This is a genomic window from Corynebacterium sp. MSK006 (genome assembly GCF_030232385.1).
Classification (GTDB): domain Bacteria; phylum Actinomycetota; class Actinomycetes; order Mycobacteriales; family Mycobacteriaceae; genus Corynebacterium; species Corynebacterium frankenforstense_A.
On record NZ_JASPJZ010000027.1, the window covers coordinates 1 to 20647 of the forward strand.

Below are 20647 nucleotides of genomic sequence, written 5' to 3' on the forward strand. Positions count from 1 at the left end.
GGCCGGCGTCGGTTCCCCGGGCGGGACTCCCCTCGGGGGGTCTCCCCGCGGGGGGGCGGTGATCAGAGGTTGATCATGTGGCCGAGGGTGCCCTCGGCGGCCTCCTTGACGGCCTCCGACATCGTCGGGTGGATGTGGACGTTGCGTCCGATCTCCTCGGCGGTCAGGTCGAAGCGCTGGGCCAGGGTCAGCTCGGCGAGCATCTCGGAGACGTTCGCGCCGACGAGGTGGGCACCGACGATCTCGCCGAACTCCTTGTCGACGATGACCTTGGCGAAGCCGGCGGGCTCGCCCATGCCGACGGCCTTGCCGTTTGCGCTGAACGGGAAGGTCGCGGAGACGATCTCGCGGTCGGCCCACTTCTCCTTGGCGGCGGCCCCGGTGTAGCCGAAGGAGGCGACCTGCGGGTTGCAGAAGGTCGCGCGCGGCATGAACTGGTAGTCGCCCAGCTCCTGGGTCTCGGCGCCGGCGATGGTCTCGGCGGCGACCACACCCTGGGCCTCGGCGACGTGCGCGAGCTGCAGCTTGGCGGTGACGTCACCGATGGCGTAGACGTGTTCGACGTTGGTGCGCATGCGCTCGTCGACGTCGATGGCGCCGCGCTCGGTGAGCTTGACGCCGGTGTTCTCCAGGCCGAAGCCCTCGACGCGCGGGGCGAAGCCGACGGAGATCAGGACGCGGTCGACGGTCAGGGTGTCCTGCTTGGAGCCGTCCTTGCTCTCGACGTCGACCTCGACGGAGTCGCCGTTGTCGCGCACGGCGGTGGTCTTGTAACCGGTCAGCAGCTTCACGCCGAGCTTCTTGTACTCCTTGGCGATCGCCTTCGAGACCTCGGGCTCCTCGTTGGGCAGCACGCGGTCCATGAACTCGACGATGGTCAGCTCCACGCCGTAGTTGGCCAGGACGTAGGCGAACTCCATGCCGATGGCGCCGCCGCCGACGATGACCATCTTCTTCGGGGCCTCGGGGTTGAGGATCTGCTCCTCGAAGGAGACGACGTTCTCGGAGAGCTCGACGCCGGGCAGCGTCTTGACCACCGAGCCGGTCGCGATGATCACGTCGTCGAAGGTGAGGGTCTTGCCCTCGTCGTCACCCTCGGTGATCTCGATGGTGTGGGCGTCCTTGAAGGAACCGGCACCGTGGATCTCGGTGATCTTGTTCTTCTTCATCAGGTAGTGAACACCCTTGACAATGCCCTCACTGACCTTGCGGGAGCGCTGGTGCGCGACGCCGAAGTCGAAGGAGACATCGCCGGAGATGCCGAAGGTCTTGGCCTCGTGGTTGAAGGTGTGGGCCACCTCGGCGTTCTTCAGCAGCGACTTGGAGGGGATGCAGCCGACGTTGAGGCAGACGCCGCCCCAGTACTGCTTCTCCACCACGGCCACCTTCTTGCCGAGCTGGGCTGCGCGGATGGCGGCGACGTACCCTCCGGGGCCGGCACCGAGGACTACAACATCATAATTCTCACTCACGCGGCCAAGGATACGTACTGCGGCTCACAATTGCCGCACTCTGCGGTCCGGGCGGGGGTGACGTCACCCGTGAGGTGCGTGCCGCACGGGTTGCGGGGGCCGCCGCGGGGCGACCGCGGGACGCCCCTGGGCGGCCGTCGGTCCGGCGAACCCGACCGCCATTCCGGCCGGCGGGCCCGGCCGGGAGTCCGGTCGCTCCGGTCTAGAACAGGCCGAGGCCGAGGGCGATCTCGGAGGAGCCGGAGGACATCAGGTGGAGGACGGGGCCGAGGAGCTCGTTAACGGCGACGACGATCTGCTCGATGGGGTTCATGTCGGACCTTTCCTGGAGATTTTCTTCAGACAGTTCTGCATTGCGGCGCTGCGGTCAGTGCCGGTGTCCCGCCGGAGAAACATGACTGCACACCAGCCACAATTTCCCCTTGCGTAACATCCGCCGCGATATTACCGTAACCTGGGGCAAAGCGCACCGGCACCTGTGCCGGATCCCGCATACACGTTAAGATATCCCGGGTACATACGGTCCCCCTTTCGGGAGGGAGACCACTCACACCCGTCACCGAAGTCGTCTCACGGAGGTATCCCGAGCTCATGAAGGTCTCCCGCCGAATCGTCGCGGCCGTCGCCGCCGCGACCCTGTCGTTCACCACGCTCGGCGTCCACTCCGCCGCAGCCGACCCGGCCGCCGAGGGCACGCCCGCCGAGGGCGCGACCGAGGCTCCGGCCCCGGAGGGCACGCCCGCCGAGGGCACCACCGAGGCCCCGGCCGCCGAGACCGCCCCCCCCGCGGACGCCGCGCAGGCGACCATCAGCACCACGCCGGTCTCCGCCGACTACCTCAAGCAGTTCACCACCAACCAGGGCAAGCCGGCCGTGCCGCGGTGGCGCGGGATCGTCACGGAGAAGGCCAAGCAGGACAGCCGCGTCCAGGAGCTGACGGCCCACTCGCCGTCGATGAACCGCGACATCCCGCTGGTCACCGTCAAGGCGAAGTCGCCGAACCGCCCGACCTTCTACCTGCTCAACGGCGCCGGCGGCGGCGACCAGTACTCCCACGACTGGGTCGCCAACACCGCCGTGCTCGACTACTTCCTCGAGCAGGACGTCAACCTGGTCATCCCGATGGCCGGCAAGTTCTCCTACTACATCGACTGGGTCAACCAGCCCAGCGGCAGCCTCAAGGGCCCGCAGAAGTGGGAGACCTTCCTGACCAAGGAGCTGCCCGCCCCGCTCGAGAAGCAGCTCGGCGCCAACGACAAGCGCGCGATCGCCGGCATGTCGATGTCCGCGACCTCCTCGCTGCTGCTGGCCCAGCACAACCCGGGCTTCTACCAGGCCGTCGGCTCCTACTCCGGCTGCGCGGAGACCTCCACCCCGATGGGCAACCTCTTCGCGGAGATCACCGTCAACCGCTCCGGCAACACCGCGGCGCAGATGTGGGGCCCGCAGGGCTCTGAGACCAACCGCCACCAGGACGCCCTGCTCAACGCCGAGAAGCTGCGCGGCACCGAGCTCTACATCTCCAACGGCTCCGGCCTGATCGGCGAGCAGGACACCGCCGGCTGGATGGAGAGCAAGGGCATGAACCCGGAGGCCGCGCGCTCCGGCTCCTCCATCCTGCTCGTCGAGGGCGGCGGCATCGAGGGCGCGACCAACCTGTGCACGCACAACCTCGAGGCCAAGTTGAACAGCCTGAACATCCCGGCCCACTACAACTTCAACAACGTGGGCACCCACACCTGGAACTACTGGTTCGACGACCTGCGCCGCTCCTGGAGCGAGGTCATCCAGCCCGCCGTGGAGGCCTGATCCTCACGCGCCCGCCCGTCGGGTGAGCACCGGCCCCGCCGTCCCCTCCCGGGGAGGCGGGGCCGTCGGCGTCTTTCCGCCCGTCCCGCCGGCGCCCGCCACCTACACTGGGACGCCATGACCACCCCGAAGCGCGCAGAGATCGACCCCGCCGTCCTGGAGTCCGTCGAGGACCCGTCCGCCCTCGCCTGGGCGTCCGACTGGTCGGCGCAGACGGAGTCCGCCGCCGCGTCCGTGCCCGGCCACGACGCGCTCGAGGCCCGCATCCGCGCCGCCCTCGACGCCGACGACCGCATCCCCTACGTCAACCGCCGCGGCGAGCGCCTGTTCAACTTCTGGCGCGACGCCGAGCACCCCCGCGGCCTGTGGCGCTGCTGCGACGAGGCCTCCTACCTCGCCGACGCCCCGGACTGGCGCGTCCTGGTCGACGTCGACGCCCTGGCCGCCGCCGAGGACGAGAGCTGGGTGTGGAAGGGCGCGCAGGTGCTGCGCCCCGACTGCGACCGCGCCCTGGTGCGCCTCTCGCGCGGCGGCGCCGACGCCGTGGTGCTGCGCGAGTTCGACCTCACCGCCGGCGCCTTCGTCACCGACTCCCCCTTCGAGGTGCCCGCCGCGAAGACGTCCGTGAGCTGGGTCGACCGCGACCGCCTGCTCATCGGCACCGACCTCGGCGAGGACAGCCTGACCGAGTCCGGCTACCCGTTGCAGACACGCCTGTGGCGGCGTGGCGCCCCGCTTGCCGACGCCCCGGTGGTCGCCGTCGGCGAGCGGCGCGACGTCGCCGCGGGGGCGTGGGCGGACACGGCGCGCGAGCCGCGCCGGCTGCTGTTCTCACGGGCCCTGGACTTCTACCGCTCCAGCGAGTGGACCGCGCCGCTCAGCGCGCTCGACGCCTTCGAGGCCGAGGGCACCGAGATCCCCTGGCGGCCGATCCAGGTGCCCGAGGACTGCGAGACCGTCATCCGCGGGCGCTGGCTGTTCGTCTGGCCGCGCACCGACTTCGCCGGGGTGCCCGCCGGCGGGCTGGGCCGCTGCGCGCTCGAGGACTTCCTGGCCGGTTCGCGCGAGTTCACGCCGGTCTACACGCCCGACGCGCACGCCTCGCTGCAGTCGGTGGTCAGCACTAAGAACCACCTGGTGCTCACCGAGCTGCGCGACGTGGTCACCCGGATCCTGGTGACCCCGCTCGAGCCGAACGCCGCCGACGCCGCGGGCGAGGGCGCCGAAGCCGCCCCACTGACCGAGCTGGAGATCCCCGGGCTGGTCACGGCCTCGGTCATCGCGGCCTCGGAGTGGGACGGCGATGAGCTGTGGATCAACACCTCCAGCTTCACCCGCCCGGCCACGCTCTACCGCGTCGCCGATGCCGGGGACCCGCGTCTCGAGGAGGTCCGCCGGGCCCCGGAGCGCTTCGACGCGACCGGTGTAGAGCCCCGCCAGCACTGGGCGCGCTCGGCCGACGGCACCGAGATCCCCTACTTCGTCGTCGGCCGCTTCGGCGGCGCCGCCGACACCGCCCCGCAGCCGGCCCCGACGCTCGTCGGCGGCTACGGCGGATTCGAGGTCTCGCTGGTGCCCGGCTACTCGGCGGTGCGCGGCATGGCCTGGCTCGAGCGCGGCTTCACCTGGGTCCAGCCCAACCTGCGCGGCGGCGGGGAGTTCGGCCCCGACTGGCACACCCAGGCCACCAAGCTGAACCGGCGCCGCGTCTTCGAGGACCACCGCGCCGTCCTCGAGGACCTCGTCGCCCGCGGCTACGCCACCCCCGACAAGCTCGCCGTGCGCGGCGGCTCCAACGGCGGGCTGCTGACCTCCGGTGCGCTCACGCAGTACCCGCAGGACCTCGGCGCGGCGGTGATCCAGGTGCCCCTGACGGACATGCTGCGCTACCACACGCTCTCGGCCGGGGCCTCCTGGATGGCCGAGTACGGCGACCCGGAGATCCCCGAGGAGCGCGAGGTCATCGCCTCCTACTCCCCGCTGCACAACGTCGCGGCCCACTCCGAGCGGGCCTATCCCCCGGCGCTGGTGACCACCTCGACGCGCGACGACCGCGTCCACCCCGCCCACGCCCGGCTCTTCGCCCGCGTCCTGGCCGAGGCGGGCCAGCCCGTCGACTACTTCGAGAACACCGAGGGCGGCCACGCCGGCGCGGCCGACAACCGACAGGTCGCCCGCGTGGAGGCGCTCATCTACTGCTGGCTCTACACGGCCCTGGGGCTCTAGGCGCCGCTTCGGCCTGGCACAGCGCCCCGCCCACGCCCCGCCCCACCCCGCTCGACCGACCGCGGCGACTCGGTCCGGGCGGGCGCACGGGGTAGGTTCTAGTCCTGATGCGTTCGCTCTCCCTGGCCACAGTCTTCGCCGCAGCCAGCGGCTTCATCGTCATCTGGCTCGCGTCCTTCACCGTCGACGCCGCCTCCTACGCCGAGTTCCAGGCGTACTGGGGCCTCTTCTTTGCGCTCACCGGCGCCATCGACGGCGTGATGCAAGAGACCACCCGCGCCGTGGCCGACGCCCGCGAGACCGGCCGGGCCTCGAAGGCCTCGCCCTGGCGCCTCGGCGCCGTCGTCGCCCTGGTCGCCGCCGTCATCGCGGGCATCGGCGGGGCGCTCGGCATGGACCGGATCATGGCCGATCCCCCGGCGGCGGCCACCGGGCTGCTCGCCGCAGGTCTCGCCTCCTACACGCTGCAGGCCGTACTCTCCGGCGTGCTCTCCGGGCTGAAGATGTGGGGCCGCTACGCCGCCCTGGTCGCCCTCGACTCCGGGGTGCGCCTGCTGGCCGTCATCGCCGCCTGGGCCCTGGGGCTGGGCGGCCAGGCGCTGCTGTGGGTCACCGTCATCGGCACGGTCAGCTGGCTGGTCGTGCTCGGCACCGACCCGCAGGCCCGCGAGCGCCTGCGCACCCCCGTCGACGTCGACGCCCGCCGCCTGACCCGGCGCGCGCTCTCCGCGATGGTGGCCACCGGTGCCTCGGCCGCGCTGATCACGGGCTTCCCCGTCTTCGTCCAGGCCAGCTTCAAGGACGCCGGTCCCGCCGCCCACGCCGTCGGCTCCGGGGACGGCGCCTCGGTGACCGTCGCCGGGATCATCCTCGCGGTCACGCTGACCCGCGCGCCGATCCTGGTGCCCCTGCAACGCTTCCAGTCCGCGCTCATCGTGCGCTTCGTGGCCCACCGGGAGACCCTCTACCGGGCGCTGGGCACCCCGCTGGCGGCCACGCTGGCCCTCGGCGCGGTCGGCGCGCTGGCCGCCTGGGCGGTCGGCCCGTGGATCCTCGAGGTGGCCTTCGGCAAGGAGGAGCTCATGGTGCCCGGCGGGGTGCTGGCGATTTTGACCTTCGCATCCGCCTTCACCGGCTGCCTGATGATCACCGGGGCGGCCACCCTGGCCGTGGAGCGCCACGGCCACTACGTCGCCGGCTGGCTGACCTCCTCGGTGGTCGCCTTCGCCGTCCTGTTCACCCCGCTGGCGCTCGTGCCCGCGGTGTGCACCGCCCTGATCGCCGGGCCGACGGCCGGCGCCGCCGTGCACCTGGTCGCGCTCGGCCGCCGCCCGGCGCACCACCCCACGACGGGCACCATGTCCTAAGATTCTGCCCATGCCCACCCTCGCCGCCCTGATGACCTACTACCGGGGCACCGACGCCGACGACATGGCCGCGGCGCTGAAATCGCTGGCCGCGCAGACGCGTCCGGCCGAGAGCGTCGTCATCGTGCGCGACGGGCCCGTCGAGGCCGCCACGCGCGACGTCGTCAAGCGGTTCCTGGACGCCCACCCGGAGGCGCACCACGTACCTCTCAAGCAGAACCGGGGCGCGGGTCCCGCGCTCATCGAGGGCATGCGCCACGTCGACGCCGAGTGGATCGCCCGGCTCGACTCCGACGACGTCGCCACGCCCGGGCGCTTCGAGCGCCAGCTCGCCTACCTGGAGGAGCACCCCGGCGTCGATGTCCTCGGCACCGCGCTGCGCGAGTTCGACGACGAGACGTACCGCGGGACGGGCTCGCTCGAGCGCGCCGCCGGCGGCGTGCGCACCCTGCCGGAGAACCACCCGCAGATCGCCCGCTACGCGCGCCTGAACTCCCCGGTCAACCACCCCTCGGTGATGATGCGCACCGCCGCTGTACGCCGCGCGGGCGGCTACCGCGACGTGCACCTGATGGAGGACTACGACCTGTGGGCGCGGATGCTGGCCACCGGCGCGCGCTTCCACAACCTGCCCGAGGCGCTCACCTGGTTCCGCACCTCCCCGGCGCAGACCGGGCGGCGCACAGGCCGCGACATGTTCGCCGCGGAGCGCACCATGCAGCGCAACCTCGTCTCCTACGGCTTGGTCTCCAAGCCGCGCGCCGTGCTGAATTTCCTGGTCCGCAGCGCGTATCGTCTGTTGCCGACGGCTCTGCTCTCGCGCACCTACGCCCTGCTCTTCCACCGCCGCGGCGGGACGGGCACCGCGGGCGACGCGTCCAACTAGCCCGGAAGGAGACCATGGAATCCACCCGTGACCCGGCGGCGTTCGCCGACACCTGGCTGATCATCCCCTGCTACAACGAGGCCACGGTGATCGGCGAGGTCATCGCGAACGCGCGCAGGACCTTCCCGAACATCGTCGCCGTCGACGACGGCTCGGCCGACGGCTCCGCCGAGCAGATCCACGCCGCCGGCGCCCACCTGGTGCGCCACCCGGTCAACCTGGGCCAGGGCGCGGCGATCCAGACGGGTGTGGAGTACGCGCGCGCCCAGCCGGGCTCGCGGTTCTTCGTCACCTTCGACGCCGACGGCCAGCACCAGGTCAAGGACGTCGTCGCGATGGTCGGCCGGCTGCGCCGCGAGGACCTGGACATCATCGTGGGCACCCGCTTCGGCCGGGCCCGCAGCGCCGACGACCAGGTGCCGCTGATCAAGCGCATCGTGCTCAAGACCGTCGTCGCGCTCTCCGCGCGCACCCGCCGGCTGGGGCTGACGGACGCGCACAACGGGCTGCGCGCCTTCGACCGCAAGGTCGCCGAGGAGCTCAACCTGCGCATGAACGGCATGTCGCACGCCAGTGAGTTCGTCGCCCTGATGGACGAGCGCGACTGGAAGGTCGCCGAGCAACCCGTGGACATCCTCTACACCGAGTACTCGATGTCCAAGGGCCAGTCCCTGTTCAACGGCGTCAACATTCTCGCCGACGAGCTGCTCGCCAGGAGGCTCCCGTGACTGTCGTGATGCAGATCCTGCTGCTGGCCGCCACCCTCGGATTGGCGTGGTACCTGTTCAGCAACCGCCGCAAGGCCCGTGCGAAGGCCAGCGCGAAGCTGTTCTTCATCGTCTTCTTCATCGTGTGCATCTGGGCGGTGCTGCGCCCGGACGACCTGACCGTGATCGCCAACGCCGTGGGTGTCTCCCGCGGCACCGACCTGCTGCTCTACGGACTGGTGGTGGCCTTCATGTTCACCACCGTCAGCGCCTGGGTGCGCTTCCGTGAGCAGGAGCTGCGCTACGCCCGCCTGGCGCGCGCCGTCGCCCTGCGTGGCGCGGTGCCGCCCGAGGCGACGAGCGTGCCCGGCCCGATTGCCGACGTCCCGGCGCGTACCGTGGGCGAAAACGGGCGCGCGTCCGCGTCCGCCGCCGGCGCTGGACGCGCCGCCGGCACCGACGGTGCAGGCAACGACGAGGAGAGCAACGAGTGAGCGACGAGCACACCGACCCGAACGAGCCGCAGGGCACCGACGAGCCCCAGGGTGCGCGGCAGGGCGCCACGGCTGCCGGCGCGCAGCAGCGCCCGGCCGGCGAGACCGGCTGGGCCACCGAGGAGCCCCGTCCAGAGGGCGCCGAGGGCGTCGCGCCCGTGGCCGGCACGCACGGCGCGGAGGGCACCCCGGACGCCGAAGACGCCGAGGGAGCTATGGCCGAGGCGCCCGAGCGCGACCGGCGCAGCTGGCTGGCCCCCGTCCTCGCCGGCGGGCTCGTGCTCGTCGTGGCCGCCGGTCTCGGCGGCTGGGCGCTCGGCCACTGGCAGGGCACCCGCTCGACCGAGCAGGCCCAGGCCGCCCACATCGTGGGCCCGGGCCGCGCGATGCAGGACTTCGACGACCTGCCGCGACGCATCGAGAACGACCCCTTCGCCGTCGGCGAGGTCGACGCCCCGGTCGTGATCAGCGAGTTCTCCGACTTCGAGTGCCCCTACTGCGCGAAGTACGCCAACGAGACCGAGCAGCAGATCCTCGACGAGTACGTCGCCACCGGCAAGGTGCGCATCGAGTGGAACGACATGCCCATCAACGGCGAGAAGGCGCACCTGGCTGCCGAGGCCGGCCGCGCGGCCGCCGCGCAGGGCCGCTTCCAGGAGTTCAAGGACGTCCTCTACGAGGCGTCGAAGGACGTCGAGGGCCACCCGGACAACGACATCGACGACCTCGTCGGCTTCGCCGAGAAGGCCAGCGTGCCGGACATCGACCGCTTCCGCAGCGAGATCGAGGACGGCACCTACGGCGCCGACGTGGACCGCGCAATGGCCATCGGCACGGTGCTGGGCGTCAATGGCACTCCCACCTTCGTCGTCGGCGAGCAGCCGATGAGCGGCGCGCAGCCCTTCGAGGAGTTCAAGAAGGCGATCGACGCGGAGCTCGACAAGAAGTAGTCGGGCGCCGGCCCGTCAGTCTTCGCCGCGGAAGTAGTCCACGGTGCGGGCCACGCCCTCGGCGATGTCCACCTCGGGCGTCCAGCCCAGCACCCGCCGCGCCTTGTCGGCCGACAGTGCGGAGCGCGGGACGTCGCCAAGCCGCGCCGGGGCGTACTCGGGGTCGTCGGAGGCGCCGGCGGCCTGGGCGACCAGGGTGTGCAGCTGCCGGTCGGAGGTCTCCACGCCGGTGCCGATGTTGAAGCGCTCGCCGTCGCCGGTCTCGCCGGAGGCCAGGTAGAAGGCGCGCACGACGTCGCCGACGAAGACGTAGTCGCGGGTGTTGCCGCCGTCGCCGAAAACGCGGGTGGGCTCGCCGTTGAGCAGGCGCTCCGAGAAGATCGCGACCACGCCGGCCTCGCCGTGCGGGTTCTGGCGCGGGCCGTAGACGTTGGCCGGCGCGATGAAGGAGCACTGCAGGCCGTAGAGGTGGCGGAAGGTGTTCAGGTAGACCTCGCCGGCGTACTTCGAGGCGGCGTAGGGCGAGTGCGGGTCGACCGGGACGGTCTCGTCGACCGGGAAGTTCTCGGGCTCGCCGTAGATGGAACCGCCCGAGGAGGTGTGCACGATCTTGCGCACGCCGGCCTTGCGGGCGGCCTCGGCCAGGCGGATCGTCGCCAGGATGTTCAGCTCGGCGTCCGCGACCGGGTCGGCCACCGAGTGGCGCACGTCGATCTGGGCGGCCAGGTGGAAGATGACCTCGGGGGCGACCTCGGCGACCAGCGCGTCCAGGTCCACGGAGCGCAGGTCCTCGACCCGCAGCTCGGCGTGTCCGCCCGCCAGCGCGTCAGTGAGGTTCTCCCGCCGCCCGCTCGACAGGTCGTCGAGGACGGTGACCTCGTGGCCCTCCGCCACGAGCAGATCGACGAGGTGGGACCCGATGAAGCCGGCGCCGCCGGTGACGAGAGTTCGCATGGCCACTGATTCTACTTGGGGTGGGGTTACCTGGGCTCGCTGAGGCGGGAGCGGCGCTCACGGGCGGCGCGGCGGGCCGACGGCACGGCGACCGCCATGCAGACGAAGGCCATGACGATGCCGAAGCCGAGCATCACCGGGTACGGGAAGACGCCGGAGAAGAACGTCAGCAGCGCCGGGAAGAACATGCCGACGTAGGTCGCGCAGTAGAAGAAGCCGGTCAGCCCGCCCAGGTCGTCGGCCGGGGCGATGCGCTGCGTCTGCGCCAGGCCGATGTACATGCCCAGGCCGTAGGCCAGGCCGAGGATGACCGAGGAGGTCACCGACAGCGCCGCGGACGGGAAGAGGGTGGTGACCATCGCGATGGTCATGCCGCAGGCGGCCAGCAGCATGCTCAGGAACGGCCCGCGGGCGGCCTGGTCGTCGATGCGGGGGCCGAACTGCTGGATCATGAAGCCGACGCCCATGGTGATCAGCGAGATCATGCCGGCGTAGGCGACCGGGTGGGAGAGCTGGTCGTAGATCTGCGTCGGCAGGATCGTCTGCGAGGTGAACGAGGTGCCGAAGACCCAGGGGGCGCACGGCAGGACGATCAGCAGGAAGCGCTTGTCTGTCAGCGAGGGCACCGCGATGTCCCGCATCAGCGAGCCGCGGGAGTCGCGGCGCTCGCGCGGGCGGCCGTCGGGGCCGAGGCGGTAGGTCTCCGGGACCTTGAACATCAGCGGGTAGACCAGCAGCGTGATCACGATGTGGATCGCATAGATCAGCTGGCCGGGCAGCGCCGCCCACTGGGCGAGCATGCCGCCGGTGAACGGGCCCATCGCCAGGCCCAGGGTGAAGGACATCGAGAAGCGCTTCGCGCCGGAGGAGGCGGCGGACTTCGGGTCGAAGGGCGCGCCCGAGAGCTCCTTGACCCAGGCGCCGCCGGCGGTCATCGCCAGGCCCAGGGCCACGCCGGCGACGAAGCGCCCGGAGGCCATGAGGACCTCGACATGCTCGCCGGTGGCGATGAGCAGGCTACCGACGATGGCGAGCGCCGGTGCGGGCAGCATGATCGGGCGACGGCCGTAGTGGTCGGTCAGGGCGCCGCCGATGAGCAGCGCGCCGCCGACGCCCACGGCGTAGATGGCCAGCATAGAGTCGACGAAGAGGTCGGCGAACTCGCCGCGGCCGCGGTAGAAGACCAGCATCGAGGTGAACTGGTTGCCGCCCCACGCGACGGTGAAGACGTTGAGCACCACCAGGAACCACAGCTTCGGGTTCGGCGACACCGCGGGGGTGCCGGCCGCGCCCGGGCCGGCGGCCCCCGTGGCGCCGGAGGCGCCCGCGGGGGCCGTGGGAGCAGCGGAGGCCGCGGGTTCCGGGGAACCCGCGGCCGTGTTCTCGCCGTCGGTGCTGCGCTTCATCATGCGCGCAACGCTACTCCGCTGTGTCCGGGGACACAGAATTTTCCGTACGTGACTGTGATTTCCCCACCCCCGGAATGGTGGCCCGGGGTGGGCGGGCCTCACCGGGACTCAGTAGCCCCGGCGGATCCACTCCTCGAGGTGCGGGGCCTCCGAGCCGACGGTGGTGTGGTCGCCGTGGCCGGTGCGCACGGTCGTCTCCGCCGGCAGGTCCAGGATCGAGGTCTTCAGCGACTCGATGATGGTGTCGAAGGAGCTGTAGGACCGGCCCGTGGCGCCGGGGCCGCCCTGGAAGAGCGTGTCGCCGGAGAAGAGCTCGTTCGCCTCGGGCAGGTACAGGCAGCAGGAGCCGGGCGAGTGGCCGGGCGTGTTGAGCACCCGCATCTCGGTGCCGGCGACGTCGAAGACCTGGTCGTCGGCGAGGTCCTGATGCGCGACACCGGGCAGCGTCTCGTCCCAGAGCATCTGGTCGCCGGGGTGCACCCACACCGGCGCATCGACCTTCTCCAGCAGCGCGGGCAGCGCGTTGATGTGGTCGTTGTGGGCGTGGGTGCAGATGATGCCGCGGACCTCGCGGCCGTCGACGGCCTCGAGGATCGGGGCGGCGTCGTGCGCGGCGTCGATGATGTAGACCTCATGGTCGTCGCCGACGAGCCAGATGTTGTTGTCGACCTCCCACTCGCCGCCGTCGAGCTTGAAGGTGCCGGAGGTCACGGCGTGGTCGATGCGCAGATCGGGGTGTGCCATCAGAAGACCACCACCGATCGCAGCACGTCGCCGGCCTTCATCGTCTCGAAGGCCTGCTCGACCTCGTCGAGGCCGATGCGCTCGGAGACGAACTTGTCCAGCGGGAAGCGGCCCTGCAGGTGCAGGTCGACGAAGGCCGAGAAGTCACGCTCCGGCAGGCAGTCGCCGTACCAGGCCGGACGCAGCGAGCCGCCGCGCGAGTAGAAGTCGATGGCCGGGACCTCGATCTTGTCGGTCAGGTTCGGCACGCCGACCATGACCATGCGGCCGGCGTGGTCGCGGGAGTAGAAGGCCTGGCGCCAGGTCGGCATGATGCCGACGGCGTCGATGGTCACGTCCGCGCCGAAGCCGTCGGTGATCTCGCGGACGGCGTCGATGACCTCCTGCTCGCTCAGGTCCGAGGAGTCGATGGTGTGGGTCGCGCCGAACTCGCGGGCGCGGTCCAGCTTCCGGGCGTCGAGGTCGACGGCGATGATCGTCGAGGCGTTGTTGAGCTCGGCGCCGGCGAGCGCGGCCATGCCCACGCCGCCCAGGCCGAAGACGGCGACGGACTCGCCGCGGCGCACGGCGGCGGTGTTGACGGCGGCGCCGAGGCCGGCCATCACGCCGCAGCCGAGCAGGCCGGCGGCGGCCGGGTCCTCGTCGGGGTGGACCTTGGTGCACTGGCCCTCGTGGACCAGCGTCTTCTCCGCGAAGGAGCCGATGCCGAGCGCCGGGGTGAGCTCGGTGCCGTCGGCAAGCGTCATCTTCTGCGAGGCGTTGAAGGTGGCGAAGCAGTACTGCGGCTCACCGCGACGGCAGGCGCGGCACTCGCCGCAGACCGCGCGCCAGTTCAGGACGACGAAGTCGCCCTCGGCGACGTGGGTGACCTCGGAGCCGACCTGCTCGACGCGGCCGGCGGCCTCGTGGCCGAGGAGGAACGGGAAGGCGTCCTCGATGTCGCCGTCGCGGTAGGCGAGGTCGGTGTGGCACACCCCGCAGGCCTCGATCTTGACGACGACGTCGTTCGGGCCCGGGTCGGGGATGACGACGTCTACCTGTTCAACCTCCGCGCCCTTCGCGCGGGCGATGACTCCGGTGACGGTCTGGCTCATGCGTGGCTCCTGTCGGTCGGGTGCTTGATGACCCGACCCTACCGACGGTGCGCGACGTTTCGCCTGTTGAAAACCGTTTTCGGGCCCGCCACCCCGGGAGGTGGCGGGCCCGATCCACGGCCGTTCCGGGCCCGCCGGACCGGCGGGCACGTGCGCGCTAGAGGCGCCGGCCGTAGCCGAGGGTGTAGGCCACCCCGTCGCGGTCGTGGTAGACGTAGCCGTTGTCCAGCTCGCAGCCGGGCACGTCGCGCGGGGCGTCCTGCACCGCCTTCTCCGAGGCGGGCAGCACCATCGGCAGCACGCCAGCCGGGCCGCCGTCCTCGCCGGCCAGGGAGCGCAGCAGGTTCTCCGGGGTCACGCCGAAGGTCGCCACGAGCGCGCGGGCGCCCGGCTCGATCTCGCGCAGCAGCCACGGGTTGGTCATCTCGACGGCGAGCACCGTCGGCAGGACGCGCTCGAGCTGCTGGATCTGCTCGACGTCGACGCCCGCGGCGCGCGGGTCCAGGCTGAGCTCGAAGCCCTCCTGGTCGTCCTCGAAGAGGCGGATCTCGGGGCGCGCCCACACGATGGCCAGATCGGCGTCCTCGACCTTGTCGGTGACCCGCGCGTGCGGCCAGACCTCGCCGACGGCCGCGGCGAGGCGCTGCTCCACCTTGCCCGGGCCGACGCGGCCGGTGACCTTGACGTAGACCATCGGCGAGGACTCCAGGTCCAGCGGCAGCAGGAACTTGTCCGAGCGCAGCAGGGTCACCGACCGGCGCTGCGTCTTCGCGCCGAGCTCGGCGACCTCGGTGCCGCCGACCTCGCGCTCGGCGACGTCCTCGTCGACGTAGGGGTTCTCGAAGAGCCCCAGCTCGACCATCTCGGCGGCCAGGCGCGCCACCGAGGCGTCCAGCGCGGACTCGTCGAGGTGGCCCTCCTTGACCGCGGCGATCAGCTGGGTCGGGTCGGCCATGTCGGAGAAGATGTCGGTGCCGGCCTTGACGGCAGCGGCGAAGCGCTCCGGCTCGCTGAGGTCCTCGACGCCCCACGGCATCTCGTCGATGACGCCGGAGTCGGAGTTGACGTAGCCGGCGAAGCCGAGGCGGTCGCGCAGCAGGCCCTTGATGACCGGGGCGTTGTAGGCGAAGGCGACCTCCTCGAACTGGCCGTCCTCACCCTGCAGCTCCGCGGGCAGCTGGCGCGCCGAGGTGTTCACGGGCTTGGCGTAGTACGGCATGATCGACGAGACCCCGGCGCGCACGGCGGCCTCGAACGGCGACAGGTGGTACTTCTCCAGGGCGCCGTCGGTCGGGTACTCGTTGGACTGGCCCCAGGAGAAGTGCGGGTCGTGGCCGTCGGTGCGCACGCCGCCGCCCGGGAAGTGCTTGACGGTGGTGGCCACCGAGTCGGTGCCGAGCTTCTCGCCCTGCATGCCGCGCACGATGGCCTCGACGTAGCGGGAGACCATGTCGACGTCCTCGCCGAAGGTGCCGTTGAAGCGCGACCAGCGCGGCTCGGTGGGCAGGTCGGCCATGTAGCCGTAGATCTTGTGGATGCCGGCCGCGCGCCACTCGCGGGCGATGCGGCGGCCGAACTCCTCGACCAGCTCCGGGTCGCGCAGGGCGGCCAGGCCGAGCTCGCCGGGCCACTCGGAGAAGACGCCGGCGGACTCGTTGACGCCGAACTGGGCGACGAGTGCGACGTGGTTGCGCGGGTTGGAGGCGAAGACCACGGGCACGCCCAGGCGGGTCTTCTCGGCGGCTTCCTGCACCGCGTTGGTCCAGTGGGCCAGGTCGCGGGCGGGCGGGTCGTCGCGGACGATGAAGAAGTGCTGGAAGCGCTCGTTGAGTGCCTTGTCCGTCGCCGAGGTCACCAGCACCGGGCGCGGGTAGGGCTGGCCGGTGATCGGGTTGTTCTCACGCCAGACGTCGCGCGGGTTGAGCAGCGCGTTCTCGTCGGGCTCGGGCAGGAAGGCGGAGTAGCCCGGGTAGTGCGAGCCGATGATCATCATCCCGGCCTTCTCCTCGAGCGTCATCCGGGAGACCAGGTCCGCGGCTCGCTCGGCGGGACTCAGGCGCCAGTCCTCGTAGGGCTCGAGGGTGCCGTTGCCGTTGAGGTCACGGAACTTCAGGCCGTCGACCTCGATCACCGCATCGGCACGGGTGCCGATCTCGGGCTGACCGTGGTTGTCGTGCTGGATCTCGGACATGTCTGGGACAAACCTCCTGATTCTCCGGGCGGCCGATCGGCGCTCCGTTCTCAATCACCCCAGGATACGTTGCATAACCCCATGAACCATATGACATATCTCACCGACTGGGACACATCACCCCCTCCCCCACACGTCGCGCCGGCGCCCGCACGGACAGCCCCGGGACAACCGCCCTCAAGACCCCGCGCAGCACGAAGCCCCTCCCGGCGGGGAACCGCTCGGGAGGGGCTGGAGTGGAGCCGCCTGCGAGAATCGAACTCGCGACCTATTCATTACGAGTGAATCGCTCTACCGACTGAGCTAAGGCGGCGCGCTCACGCACCCAAAGGCGCAATGGCACGGTTGCACAGCCTAGCGCAGACGCGCCCGGGAACGAAAACGCCGGGACACCGGCACGCCCCCGCCCCTCAGCGCACCCCGTAGGCCATGCGCAGCTTGCCCATCAGCCCGTCGAGGGCGATCTGCGGCCACACGTTCTGCTTCAGGTGTTCGCGGCACTGTCCGATCGCCTCCAGGCAGTCCGCCAGGCCCGCCGCCCCGACCTGCCCGGCGATCTCGCCGGCCAGTTCGGCGAAGTCCGGGTGCACCGGATCACCCGGGGCGTCGACGGCCCGCAGGAAGGCGTCGCGGTAGAGCCCCGAGAGGTCGACCAGGCACAGGTCGATCAGGTCCCGGTGGATGCGCTTGTGGCGCCTCTTCTGCTCCTCCTCGAGGCTCTTGACCGCCCGCTCGGCCTCCCGGGCGAGCTTTGCCACGCCCTTGCCGCGCCCGCCGGCGCCGAAGGAGCGCCGGAGCGTCTCGGCCTCCTCGGCCTCCTCCTCGGCGTGGAGTTCCTCGGACTCCTTCTTCGTGGCCTTGACCAGGGTGCTGATCTCGCGGAAGGCGACGTCGCCGTGGTTGACCAGCTCCGCCAGGCGCAGCACCCGGGCGCGCCGACGCTGCATGCCCTCGTCGGTGACCAGCAGGCGCGCCCGCCCGATGTGCCGCAGCGAGGCCTGGGCGGCCAGTGCCGCGTCGTGCTCCGGGGCCCCCTCCTCGCGCACGAGCAGGCGCACGATGCGCTCCACCGACGGCGGCGGGACGTAGATGTGCCGGCAGCGCGAGCGCAGCGTCACCGAGAAGTCCTCCGGGTCCACCGACGGCGCGCAGAAGAGCACCACCGACTGCTTCGAGGGCTCCTCGACGGTCTTGAGCAGCGCGTCGGCGGCCTGACCGGTGAGCCGGTCGGCGTTGTCGATGATCACCACGCGCCAGCGGCCCACCGTGGGCAGCTGGCTGACCGTGGGCACGATGTCCTCGCGCGCCACCGACACCGCGATGGAGTACTTGCGGGTCCGGAACTCCTGGACGTCGGTGTGCGAGCCGTTCATCACGGCCCGGCACGCCTCGCAGCGCCCGCAGCCCGGGGTCTCCGGGTCGGTGCACTCCAGGCCCGCGGCGAAGGCCCGGGCGACCTGCAGGCGCCCGGAGCCGGGCCCGCCGGTGATCACCCAGGAGTGGGTCATCGCCGAGCGCTCCCCCGCGCCCACGGCCTCCTCGCTGAAGCCGGAGGCGGCACGGGCACGCGCCGCGACCACGGCGCCGTGCACGACCTCCCGGACACGCGGGGCGTCGGAAAGCGCCTCCTCCACCAAGTTCGTCACAACCGCCCACCCTAGTGCACGCCGCACCCCCGTCCCGCCCGCCTGCGGCGTCCGCCCGGGGCGGCGTCTCCCCCGCACCCGGCACACCCGGCGGGCGGGGCCGATAGAGTGGGAGACCATGAGACGACTGCTGCGCGCGCTGCGCTGGGTGTTGACCACCTCGTGGCCGCTGTACGCGGCACTCGTGCTCGGCGCGAACGTGCTCGGCGCGGCCGCGATCATGCTGTTCATCCGCTTCATGATCCCGATGCCGGAGATCGCCGAGTTTGACACGGACATGACGGACCTGCCCGCCGTGGGCGTCGCCTACGTCATCTTCGCGATCGTCGTCGGCGTGGTGGTCACACTCCTGATGTTCCGCCCCGTCCTCGAGTGGCAGCGCGACCCCGACGACCACGACCCGAACATGGTGCGCACGCTGGTGCTGCGCCTGCCCGTCTACCAGGCCGGGGTGTGCGCGATCGTCTGGGCGATCGGCATCGTGCTGGCCGTCTCCGTCGCCGCCACCAGCTCGGGCCGTCTGGCGGTGGTCATCGGCGTGGCCACGCTGCTCGCCGGCGCCGTCGTGGTGCTGCTGACCTACCTGTGCGCCGAGCGCATGGTGCGCCCCGTCGCGGCGATGGCGCTGTCGCGCCGCTTCGAGGACTCGACCCTCGAGCCGCCGATCAAGCAGCGGCTGCGCATGACGTGGCTTCTGACCTCCGCGGTGCCCTCGGTCGGCGTGCTGCTGCTGATCCTCGGCCAGGAGGCCGGCTACTTCACCGACAACGCCGCCGACATCATCCCGGCCACCCTGTGGCTGATCCTGGCGGCGCTGGTGACCGGTTTCTTCGGCACCACGCTGTCGATCATGAGCGTCGTCGACCCGATCCAGGAGCTGCAGCAGGCGATCAACCGCGTGCGCCGCGGCGACTCGGACACGCAGGTCGACATCTACGACGGCTCCGAGATCGGCGTGCTGCAGGCCGGCTTCAACGAGATGATGCGCGGGCTGCGCGAGCGCGAGCGGGTGCGCGACATCTTCGGCCGCTACGTCGGCGTCGAGGTCGCCCGCCGCGCCCTCGAGGAGCGGCCCACCCTCGGCGGCGAGGACCGCAAGGTCGCCGTGCTGTTCATCGACGTCATTGGCTCGACCGCCTTCGCTGTCAGCCACACCCCGGAGGAGGTCGTCGCCGAGCTCAACCGGTTCTTCAAGCACGTCGTGGAGACCGTGCACCGCAACCGCGGCATCATCAACAAGTTCCAGGGCGACGCCGCGCTCGCCGTCTTCGGCGCCCCGCTCGCCCTCACCGACGCCAACTCGATGGCGCTGACCGCCGCCCGCGAGCTGCGCGAGGAGCTTAAAGGTCTGCAGCTGCAGGCGGGCATCGGCGTGGCCGCCGGGCACGTCGTCGCCGGCCACATCGGCGGCGCGGACCGCTTCGAGTACACCGTCATCGGCGACGCGGTGAACCAGGCCGCGCGCCTGACCGAACTGGCCAAGGACACCCCCGGTCGGGTGCTCACCAACGCCGCCACCCTGCGCGGCGCCAACGAGGCCGAGCGCGCCCGCTGGACGATGATGAAGTCCATCGAGCTGCGCGGCCGCCACGAGATGACGCAGCTGGCGCGCCCGATCCGCCAGACCCTGGCCGACCGTTCCTGACGCTTTCCGACGTCGCGCCGCGCGACGTTTTCGCCGACCTCACCGAGCGAGCGAAAAATGGCTGTCTTAGGCTCGAGGTATGTCGATTCTCGCCATCGGAACCCCTGTCGGTACCTTGACGATCGTCGTCGAAAACGGCCTGCTCACCGCCGTGCAGTTCGGCGCTGACCCGGAGACCCCGGTCATCGGGACCGTGCCCACCACCGGCGAGGTCGCCGCCGCCCTCGACACCGAGCGCACCGGTGACCTCGACGACCTGGACGCCTACGCCTCCGGGGTGGTCACCGCCGTCGCCGAGCTGGGCTTCAAGCCCGAGGACACCGCCGCCCTGATCAACATCGCCGTGCAGTTCGGCGACTACTTCGCCGGCCTGCGCCGCATGTTCTCCCTGCCGGTCGCCTACGCCCGCGGCGAGCGGGTCCGCGACCGCGCCCAGCGCCGGCTCTCCCTGATCGGCTACGGAAAGACGGCCACCTACGGAGAGATCGCCGAGGCCATCGGAAACCCCAGGGCCGCCCGCGCGGTGGGCACCGCCTGCGCGAAGAACCCCCTGCCGATCGTGGTGCCCTGCCACCGGGTGCTGCCCTCGGGCGGGTCGGTGGACGGCAACATCGGCGGCTACGCCGGAGGGCCGGACACCAAGCGCGCGCTGCTGCGCCTCGAGCGCATGCGCTGAGGTCGCGCCCCGGCGGCGCCGGTCGAGCTCTAGCGCCGCTCCAGCCCGTGCACCATGAGCAGGTGCGCGAAGATGTGCGCCTCGCGGGCCAGCGCGTCGACGACGCGCGCCCCGAAGCCGCCGCCGGAGGGCGCCCCGAACGCCCCGCGCAGCAGCTGCACGGCCTGCACGCCGAGCAGCAGGTTGCCCGCGTGCCCCAGGCCCATCGCGGCCACCGCCGACGGCGAGTCCAGACCCGCCCCGGCGCGGGTCACGCCGCGCAGCGCGCTGCGCCCGGGCCCCTGGGCGTCGACCAGGCGGCGGTCGTTGGCCAGCGCCGCAGTCAGCGCGACCGCCGGGCCGGCCACCGCGGTCGGGGCCGCAAGGACCGGGACCTG

Annotated in this window: 15 protein-coding genes, 1 tRNA gene and 2 pseudogenes; 9 read left to right on the top strand and 9 right to left on the bottom strand. The window is 71.5% G+C overall.

What is annotated here, in order from left to right:
* Nucleotides 1–62: 62 nt before the first annotated feature.
* Nucleotides 63–1472, bottom strand: a complete 1410-nt coding sequence (gene lpdA, locus QQA02_RS11310; protein WP_284774870.1) for a dihydrolipoyl dehydrogenase — start codon at nt 1470–1472, stop codon at nt 63–65.
* A gap of 591 nt (nt 1473–2063) precedes the next feature.
* On the opposite strand from lpdA, the gene QQA02_RS11315 reads away from it, so the two are divergent.
* The 7 genes and pseudogenes from QQA02_RS11315 (at nt 2064) to QQA02_RS11345 (ending at nt 9911) form a co-directional block, all read left to right on the top strand.
* Complete coding sequence (locus QQA02_RS11315; protein ID WP_284774868.1) at nt 2064–3281, top strand: alpha/beta hydrolase; 1218 nt, start codon at nt 2064–2066, stop codon at nt 3279–3281.
* A 117-nt stretch (nt 3282–3398) separates the two neighbouring features.
* Nucleotides 3399–5507: a prolyl oligopeptidase family serine peptidase gene (locus tag QQA02_RS11320; RefSeq protein ID WP_284774867.1), complete on the top strand. Its 2109-nt coding sequence runs from the start codon at nt 3399–3401 to the stop codon at nt 5505–5507.
* A gap of 107 nt (nt 5508–5614) precedes the next feature.
* A complete protein-coding gene (locus tag QQA02_RS11325) occupies nt 5615–6874 on the top strand; it encodes a hypothetical protein (RefSeq protein WP_284774865.1) in 1260 nt (419 codons plus the stop codon).
* A 10-nt stretch (nt 6875–6884) separates the two neighbouring features.
* Nucleotides 6885–7760, top strand: coding sequence for a glycosyltransferase (locus QQA02_RS11330; RefSeq protein WP_284774863.1), 876 nt, complete (start codon nt 6885–6887; stop codon nt 7758–7760).
* A gap of 14 nt (nt 7761–7774) precedes the next feature.
* Nucleotides 7775–8488: a polyprenyl-phospho-N-acetylgalactosaminyl synthase PpgS gene (gene ppgS / locus QQA02_RS11335; protein WP_284774862.1), complete on the top strand. Its 714-nt coding sequence runs from the start codon at nt 7775–7777 to the stop codon at nt 8486–8488.
* Between the two features lie 8 nt (nt 8489–8496).
* Nucleotides 8497–8820 (top strand): annotated as a pseudogene (locus QQA02_RS11340) (DUF2304 domain-containing protein); the annotation flags it as partial.
* Between the two features lie 137 nt (nt 8821–8957).
* The gene (locus QQA02_RS11345; RefSeq protein WP_423777773.1) at nt 8958–9911 is read left to right on the top strand and encodes a DsbA family protein; all 954 of its coding nucleotides are present in this window, start codon (nt 8958–8960) and stop codon (nt 9909–9911) included.
* 15 nt (nt 9912–9926) lie between these two features.
* Here the strand turns inward: QQA02_RS11345 and QQA02_RS11350 are convergent, their stop codons facing one another.
* The 7 genes from QQA02_RS11350 to QQA02_RS11380 all read right to left on the bottom strand — a co-directional run bounded on the left by QQA02_RS11350 (nt 9927) and on the right by QQA02_RS11380 (nt 17949).
* Nucleotides 9927–10865, bottom strand: coding sequence for an NAD-dependent epimerase/dehydratase family protein (locus tag QQA02_RS11350; protein WP_284774859.1), 939 nt, complete (start codon nt 10863–10865; stop codon nt 9927–9929).
* A 26-nt stretch (nt 10866–10891) separates the two neighbouring features.
* Entirely contained in the window at nt 10892–12274 is a 1383-nt protein-coding gene (locus QQA02_RS11355) for an MFS transporter (protein ID WP_284774856.1), read from the bottom strand.
* Between the two features lie 108 nt (nt 12275–12382).
* Entirely contained in the window at nt 12383–13018 is a 636-nt protein-coding gene (locus tag QQA02_RS11360) for an MBL fold metallo-hydrolase (RefSeq protein WP_284774854.1), read from the bottom strand.
* Nucleotides 13018–14112 (bottom strand): S-(hydroxymethyl)mycothiol dehydrogenase, encoded by a 1095-nt coding sequence (locus QQA02_RS11365; RefSeq protein WP_284774851.1) that lies wholly within the window; start codon nt 14110–14112, stop codon nt 13018–13020. Before QQA02_RS11365 ends, QQA02_RS11360 begins: the two co-directional genes overlap by 1 nt.
* Nucleotides 14113–14269: 157 nt before the next feature.
* The gene (locus QQA02_RS11370) at nt 14270–16303 is read right to left on the bottom strand and encodes a glycoside hydrolase family 3 protein (protein WP_284774849.1); all 2034 of its coding nucleotides are present in this window, start codon (nt 16301–16303) and stop codon (nt 14270–14272) included.
* 237 nt (nt 16304–16540) lie between these two features.
* Nucleotides 16541–16616: transfer RNA gene (locus QQA02_RS11375), tRNA-Thr, on the bottom strand.
* Nucleotides 16617–16713: 97 nt separating this feature from the next.
* On the bottom strand, nt 16714–17949 hold the full coding sequence (locus QQA02_RS11380) for a DNA polymerase III subunit delta' (RefSeq protein ID WP_284774846.1): 1236 nt from the start codon (nt 17947–17949) through the stop codon (nt 16714–16716).
* A gap of 118 nt (nt 17950–18067) precedes the next feature.
* Between QQA02_RS11380 and QQA02_RS11385 the strand changes: the two genes are divergently transcribed.
* Nucleotides 18068–19594, top strand: a complete 1527-nt coding sequence (locus tag QQA02_RS11385) for an adenylate/guanylate cyclase domain-containing protein (RefSeq protein WP_284774844.1) — start codon at nt 18068–18070, stop codon at nt 19592–19594.
* A 79-nt stretch (nt 19595–19673) separates the two neighbouring features.
* A complete protein-coding gene (locus QQA02_RS11390; protein ID WP_284774842.1) occupies nt 19674–20270 on the top strand; it encodes a methylated-DNA--[protein]-cysteine S-methyltransferase in 597 nt (198 codons plus the stop codon).
* Between the two features lie 29 nt (nt 20271–20299).
* On the opposite strand, the pseudogene QQA02_RS11395 reads toward QQA02_RS11390, so the two are convergent.
* Nucleotides 20300–20647 (bottom strand): annotated as a pseudogene (locus tag QQA02_RS11395) (hypothetical protein); the annotation flags it as partial.